The following is a 6,350-nucleotide window of genomic DNA, read 5'->3' on the forward strand; positions in this document are numbered from 1 at the left end:
GCGTACCCCCTCCTTCCGGGGACTGCTCGTCGCCGAGCACGCTGATCTGGACGGAGATCCGGGTCGCCCCGGCCTCCAGGGTCTCGCGCAGCAGGCGCGTCACCGCGGCCAGGGTCTGCTCGGCGTCGCCCTCGGCGCTGGTGCCGAAGGGCCCGACCGAGACGTCGAGGCCGGCCTCGTCCACGACCCGGCGGGCGGCCTTGGCGTGGTCCGGGAAGCCGTCCAGCTCGAACGGTTCTGTCGTGAACTCCACCATCAATCGCACGCGCTCACTCTAGACGGCCCGCGCAAGGGTCGGACCGGGCGTACGGGTGCGCGGGACGGCTGGGTGATCGGACAGGCCGCGGGCGGTGCGACCGGCGCCGTTCGGCCACTTCAACAAATTGTTGCGGCGACCTTGACGGCCCGGAAGCTCCTCGGCGAAGCTTCCATCAGACAGAATCCCCCTTCCGGATCGTGGAAGTCGGGAACGGAAGAGAGGGAAGGTGAGCACGTGACTGCCGCCGCCGCGCACAGCTACACGGTCAACCTGTCGATCCTGTTCAACGAGCTCCCGCTGCTGGAGCGCCCCGCCGCCGCGGCCGCGGCCGGCTTCACCGCCGCCGAGCTCTGGTGGCCCTTCGGCGAGGAGCACGACCCCTCGCAGGCCGAGCTGGACGCGCTCCGCAAGGCCTTCACCGACGCCGGCGTGCAGCTCACCGGCCTCAACTTCCTCGACGACCTCGTCAAGGGCGCCCGCGGCACCGCCTCGGTGCCGGCCGAGAGCGAGCGCTTCCGGGCCAACGTCCCGGTCGCCGCGGCCCTCGCCGACTCCCTCGGCACCAAGGCGCTGAACGCCCTCTACGGCAACCGGGTGGCGGGCGCCGACCCGGCCGAGCAGGACGCCCTGGCGCTGGAGAACCTCGTCCTCGCCGCCCGGGCCGCGCACTCCGTCGGCGCGGTCCTGCTGATCGAGACCCTCAACGCGGTCGAGTCCCCGGACTACGCGCTGCTCAGCGCCGAGGCGGCGGTCGAGGTCGTGGACAAGGTCAACGCGGCCACCGGCCTCGGCAACGCCAGGTTCCTCTGCGACCTCTACCACCTGGCCAGGAACGGCGAGGACCTGGCGGCGGTGATCTCGACGTACGCCGACCGGATCGGCCACGTGCAGATCGCCGACGTCCCGGCCCGCAACGAGCCCGGCACCGGCGGACTCGACTTCGAGGACCTCTTCGCCCGGCTCACCGCCGCCGGCTACCAGGGCCGGATCGGCCTGGAGTACAAGCCCTCCACCGGCGTCAGCGCCGACAGCTTCGCCTGGCTCCCGCGCGAACTGCGCGCCGGCTGAGCCCCCTCCCACCACCTCCCCAACGCAAGGAGCACGACGCGATGAGCCGCAAGATCGCCTTCATCGGCCTCGGCATCATGGGCAGCCCGATGGCCGCCAACCTGGTCAGGGCCGGCCACCACGTCACCGGCTACAACCTCACCCAGCCGCAGATCGACGCCCTGGTCGCCGCCGGCGGCCACGGCGCCACCAGCATCGCCGACGCGGTGAAGGACGCCGAGGTCGTCATCACCATGGTCCCGGCCGACCCGCAGGTCGAGCAGGTGATCCTGGGCGAGGGCGGTGTCCTGGAGAACGCGCAGCCGGGCACCCTGGTGATCGACATGTCCTCGATCACCCCGCAGACCTCGATCAAGGTCGAGGCCGCGGCCAAGGAGCGCGGCGTGCGCACCCTGGACGCCCCGGTCTCCGGCGGCGAGGCCGGCGCGGTCGAGGCCGTCCTGTCGATCATGGTCGGCGGCGCGGCGGAGGACTTCGCCGAGGCCAAGCCGCTGCTCGACGCCCTCGGCACCACGGTGATCCACGTCGGCCCGGCCGGCGCCGGCCAGACCGTGAAGGCCGCCAACCAGCTGATCGTGGCCGTCAACATCCAGGTCCTCGCCGAGGCCGTGGTCTTCCTGGAGAACGCCGGCGTCGACCTGCAGGCCGCGCTGGAGGTGCTCGGCGGCGGCCTGGCCGGCTCCACCGTGCTCAACCGCAAGCGGGCGAACATGCTGAACCGCGAGTTCGCCCCCGGCTTCCGGATCGACCTGCACCACAAGGACATGGGCATCGTCACCGACGCCGCCCGCGCCGTCGGCGCCGCCCTGCCGGTCGGTGCCGTGGTGGCCCAGCTGGTCGCCTCCGCCCGCGCCAACGGCGACGGCTCGCTCGACCACTCCGCCCTGCTGCGCGGCGTCGAGCGGCTCTCCGGCCGGACGGTCTGACCCGCCCCGTCCCCCCGACTCCTCCTGGCGGCGTGTACCTGTCCGGTCGTGCCCGCGCCGCCAGGAGGCAGCAACCCGACCGGCAGCGGGCCGCGGCCCTGCCCGCCCCCTGCCGGTCGTCCCAGGCCGGCGGCGCGCCACCCTCCCGGTAGGCACTTCGGTCGTGCCCGTGCGCGCCGCCCCGGCCCCCTCTCCTGCCGAGGGGAGCCTCTCGAACGTCGGAAGCGGGACGAGAGGAACGGCGGAGAGGGGGCCCACCACGCCCCCGGGTGGGCGGCACCTGCGCAACCCCCGCCCACCTGGGTAGTGCCAGTACGTAGACGTTCCCGAAGAAAGGCCACCCCCATGCCCGCCACCCCCGCTCAGGGCCATGTGGTCGTCGCGCCCGACAAGTTCAAGGGCTCCCTGGAGGGCGCCGAGGTCGCCGCCCGGATCGCCGCCGGCGTCCGCCGCGCCGCCCCCGGCACCGAGGTCCGCGAACTCCCGGTCGCCGACGGTGGCGAGGGCACCCTGGCGGCCGCCCTCGCGGCCGGCTTCGAACGGGTCGCGGTCAAGGTGGCGGGACCGACCGGTCTGCCGGTGGACGCGGCGATCGCCGTCCGCGGCGACACCGCCGTGGTCGAGCTGGCGCAGGCCTCCGGCCTCGCCCGGCTCCCCGGCGGCCGCACCGCCCCGCTGGCGGCCGGCTCCTACGGGGTCGGCCAGCTGATCGCCCGGGCCGTCTCGCTCGGCGCCGAGCGGATCGTGCTCGGCCTCGGCGGCAGCGCCTGCACCGACGGCGGCGCGGGCATGGTCCAGGCGCTCGGCGTCGGCCTGTACGACGCGGACGGCGGCGAGCTGCCACCGGGCGGCGCGGCCCTGCGCCGGCTCGCCCGGATCGACCTCGGACCGCTGGCCGACCCGCTCCCCGGGGTGGACGTGGTGGTCGCCTGCGACGTGGACAACCCGCTGCTCGGGCCGCGCGGCGCCACCGCCGTGTACGGCCCGCAGAAGGGCGCGGACGGCGACGACCTGGTGGTCCTGGAGGAAGGTCTGACCGTCTGGGCGGACGCCGTCCGGGCGGTCACCGGCCGGGACGTCCGCGACGCCCCCGGCGCCGGGGCGGCAGGAGGGGTCGGCTTCGCCGCCCTGGCCCTGCTCGGCGCCACCATGCGGCCCGGGATCGAGCTCCTCCTCGATCTCCTGGGCTTCGACGAGGCAGTGCGTGGGGCGCGCCTCGTCGTCACCGGTGAGGGATGCCTGGACGCGCAGACGCTCCACGGCAAGGCCCCCGCCGGCGTCGCCGCGGCGGCCACTCGGGCGGGGGTTCGGGTGGCTGCCGTGGCCGGACGGCTGGAACTGTCGGAACCGGAGTGGCGGGCGGCGGGCTTCGCCGCGGCCGTGGCGCTCACCGACCTGGCCGAGCGGCCGGGCGAGAGCATGACCAGGGCCGGCGAGCTCGCCGAGACCGCGGGGGAGCGGCTGGCCGCCGAACTGCTCGGCCGGTAGCCCGCAACCCCTTGTGGATTCCTACATTGACGTTTTGTTGAAGGCGGGCCTAGGCTCCGAGCACTCGCAGCCGTCCGGCACCCGACGGCGGCCCAACTCCCCTGCGCGCCTTCGGCACTCCCCACTCGTACCCTCGTTTCGGAGGTCCCGATGCCCCTCAGCGACACGCCGTCCACCCCGGCCGTGATCCGCTCCCGCCGGGTCGTCCTGCCGGACGGCGAGCGCCCGGCCGACGTCCTCGTCCAGGACGGGCGGATCGCCCAGGTCGCCGCGCACGGCTCGCTGCTCGCGGGGGACCGCCACCTCACCGACCTCGGCGACACCGCCCTGCTGCCCGGCCTGGTCGACACCCACGTGCACGTCAACGAGCCCGGCCGCACCGAGTGGGAGGGCTTCGCCACGGCCACCCGGGCGGCCGCCGCCGGCGGTGTCACCACGATCGTCGACATGCCGCTGAACTCCGTCCCGCCGACCACCACGCCCGCCGGGCTGGAGGCCAAGCGGAAGACCGCCGAGGGCCAGGCCTGGGTCGACCTCGGCTTCTGGGGCGGCGCGGTGCCCGGCAACACCGGCGACCTGGCGGCGCTGCACGAGGCCGGCGTCTTCGGCTTCAAGAGCTTCCTCGCCCCGTCCGGCGTGGACGAGTTCCCGCACCTGGCCACCCAGGAGGACCTGGAGTCCGCGCTCGCCGAGCAGGCCCGGCTCGGCGCGCTCGCGATCATCCACGCCGAGGACCCGGCCGTCCTCGACGCCGCCCCGCAGCAGCCCGGCGTGCACTACCGCGACTTCCTGGCCTCCCGGCCCGACGACGCCGAGGCCGCCGCCGTCGCCCGGCTGCTCGACACCGCCCGCCGCACCGGCACCCGGGTGCACATCCTGCACGTCTCCTCGGCCGCCGTGCTGCCGCTGCTGCGGCAGGCCCGGGAGGACGGCGTGCAGGTGACCGCCGAGACCTGCCCGCACTACCTCACCCTCACCGCGGAGGAGGTGCCGGACGGCGACACCGCCTTCAAGTGCTGCCCGCCGATCCGCTCCGAGTCCAACCGGGACGCCCTCTGGGCGGCCCTCGCGGCCGGCGAGTTCGCCGCCGTCGTCTCCGACCACTCGCCGTCCACCCCGGACCTGAAGCTGCTCCGGCGCTACGGCGGCAGCGGCGACTTCGCCGCGGCCTGGGGCGGCATCGCCTCCCTGCAGGTCGGCCTGCCCGCCGTCTGGACGGAGGCCCGCCGCCGCGGCCACACCCTCGCGGACGTCGTCCGCTGGATGGCCTCCGGCCCGGCCGCCCTGGTCGGCCTCACCGGCACGAAGGGCGCCATCGCCCCCGGGTACGACGCCGACCTCGTCGCCTTCGACCCGGACGCCGACTTCGCGGTGCACGCCGAGCAGCTGCACCACCGCAACCCCGTCACCCCGTACGCCGGCCGCACCCTCACCGGCGCGGTGCGCACCACCTGGCTCCGCGGCCGGGCGGTCGACACCGCCGGCGAGCCGTTCGGCCGGCAGATCACCCGTCCTTGAGGAGAGTCGAGTTGAGCACCGAGAAGACCGCGGCCGCGCCCTTCACCGAGCTGGTCGACCTGGCCTCCCGCCGGCTGGGCGCCGGCGTCGTCGCCACCAACGAGGACACCTTCGCCGACGCGGAGAACCTGCTGGTCGCCCGGCCCGCCGAGTTCCGGCCGCACACCTTCGGCCACAAGGGCCAGATCATGGACGGCTGGGAGTCCCGCCGCCGCCGCGGCGCCTCGGCCGACCAGCCGCACCCGACCGACGAGGACCACGACTGGGCGATCGTCCGGCTCGGCGCGGCGGGCGTGATCCGCGGCGTGGTCGTCGACACCGCGCACTTCACCGGCAACTACCCGGAGACCGCCTCCGTCCAGGCCGCCTCCGTACCCGGCCACCCCTCGCCCGCCGAGGTCGAGGCCGCCGAGTGGACGGACCTGGTGCCGCGCACCCCGCTGAAGGGCGACACCGCGCACGGGTTCGCGGTCGACAACGGCACCCGCTGGACGCACGTCCGGCTCAACATCTGGCCCGACGGGGGCGTCGCCCGGCTGCGGGTGCACGGCGAGGTGCTGCCCGACCCGCGCGAGCTCGACGGCCTCACCTTCGACCTCGCCGCCCAGGAGACCGGCGGCGTCGCCGAGGCCGCCTCGGACCGCTACTTCTCCTCCCCGCACAACCTGAACGCTCCCGGCCGCGCCACCGTCATGGGCGAGGGCTGGGAGACCCGGCGTCGGCGCGACAAGGCCAACGACTGGGTCCGGATCGCCCTGGCCGGGGGCGGCGAGGTCCTGGCCGCCGAGGTGGACACCACCCACTTCGTCGCCAACGCCCCCGGCTGGGCCGACCTGGTGGGCTACGACGCCTCCGCCGGCGGCGACCCCGCCACCGACACGGCCGGTTGGTTCCCGCTGCTGCCCCGCACCCGGCTGCAGCCCGACACCCGGCACCGCTTCCGGTTCGACACCGGCCGCACCGCCACCCACGTGAAGATCAACGTCTACCCCGACGGCGGCCTCGCCCGGCTCCGGCTCACCGGCCGCCTGACCGAGGCCGGCCGCGCCGCCCTCGCCCTGCGCTGGTTCGACGCGCTGCCCGCCGCCGAG

Annotated in this window: 6 protein-coding genes; 5 read left to right on the top strand and 1 reads right to left on the bottom strand. The window is 75.2% G+C overall.

The window, feature by feature from the left end:
• Window positions 1-265 (bottom strand): thiamine-binding protein (locus ABZ641_RS22745; protein ID WP_359984365.1); only part of this gene is annotated, 265 nt, incomplete at its 3' end.
• Between the two features lie 228 nt (window positions 266-493).
• Here ABZ641_RS22745 and ABZ641_RS22750 point away from each other — a divergent pair.
• The 5 genes from ABZ641_RS22750 to alc all read left to right on the top strand — a co-directional run.
• Window positions 494-1,327: a TIM barrel protein gene (locus tag ABZ641_RS22750; RefSeq protein WP_359984367.1), complete on the top strand. Its 834-nt coding sequence runs from the start codon at window positions 494-496 to the stop codon at window positions 1,325-1,327.
• A gap of 41 nt (window positions 1,328-1,368) precedes the next feature.
• Window positions 1,369-2,253: a 2-hydroxy-3-oxopropionate reductase gene (locus ABZ641_RS22755; protein ID WP_344627567.1), complete on the top strand. Its 885-nt coding sequence runs from the start codon at window positions 1,369-1,371 to the stop codon at window positions 2,251-2,253.
• Window positions 2,254-2,598: 345 nt separating this feature from the next.
• Window positions 2,599-3,741, top strand: coding sequence for a glycerate kinase (locus tag ABZ641_RS22760; protein WP_344627566.1), 1,143 nt, complete (start codon window positions 2,599-2,601; stop codon window positions 3,739-3,741).
• 150 nt (window positions 3,742-3,891) lie between these two features.
• On the top strand, window positions 3,892-5,259 hold the full coding sequence (allB, locus tag ABZ641_RS22765) for an allantoinase AllB (protein ID WP_359984370.1): 1,368 nt from the start codon (window positions 3,892-3,894) through the stop codon (window positions 5,257-5,259).
• An 11-nt stretch (window positions 5,260-5,270) separates the two neighbouring features.
• A partial coding sequence (alc, locus tag ABZ641_RS22770; protein ID WP_359984372.1) for an allantoicase occupies window positions 5,271-6,350 on the top strand: 1,080 nt, incomplete at its 3' end.

Source organism: Kitasatospora sp. NPDC007106, assembly GCF_040634455.1.
GTDB lineage: Bacteria > Actinomycetota > Actinomycetes > Streptomycetales > Streptomycetaceae > Kitasatospora > Kitasatospora arboriphila.

Coding starts and splice junctions, on each gene's coding strand:
- ABZ641_RS22755 (WP_344627567.1), top strand. CDS start 1,369: ATGAGCCGCAAGATCGCCTTCATCGGCCTCGGCATCATGGGCAGCCCG.
- ABZ641_RS22760 (WP_344627566.1), top strand. CDS start 2,599: ATGCCCGCCACCCCCGCTCAGGGCCATGTGGTCGTCGCGCCCGACAAG.
- allB (WP_359984370.1), top strand. CDS start 3,892: ATGCCCCTCAGCGACACGCCGTCCACCCCGGCCGTGATCCGCTCCCGC.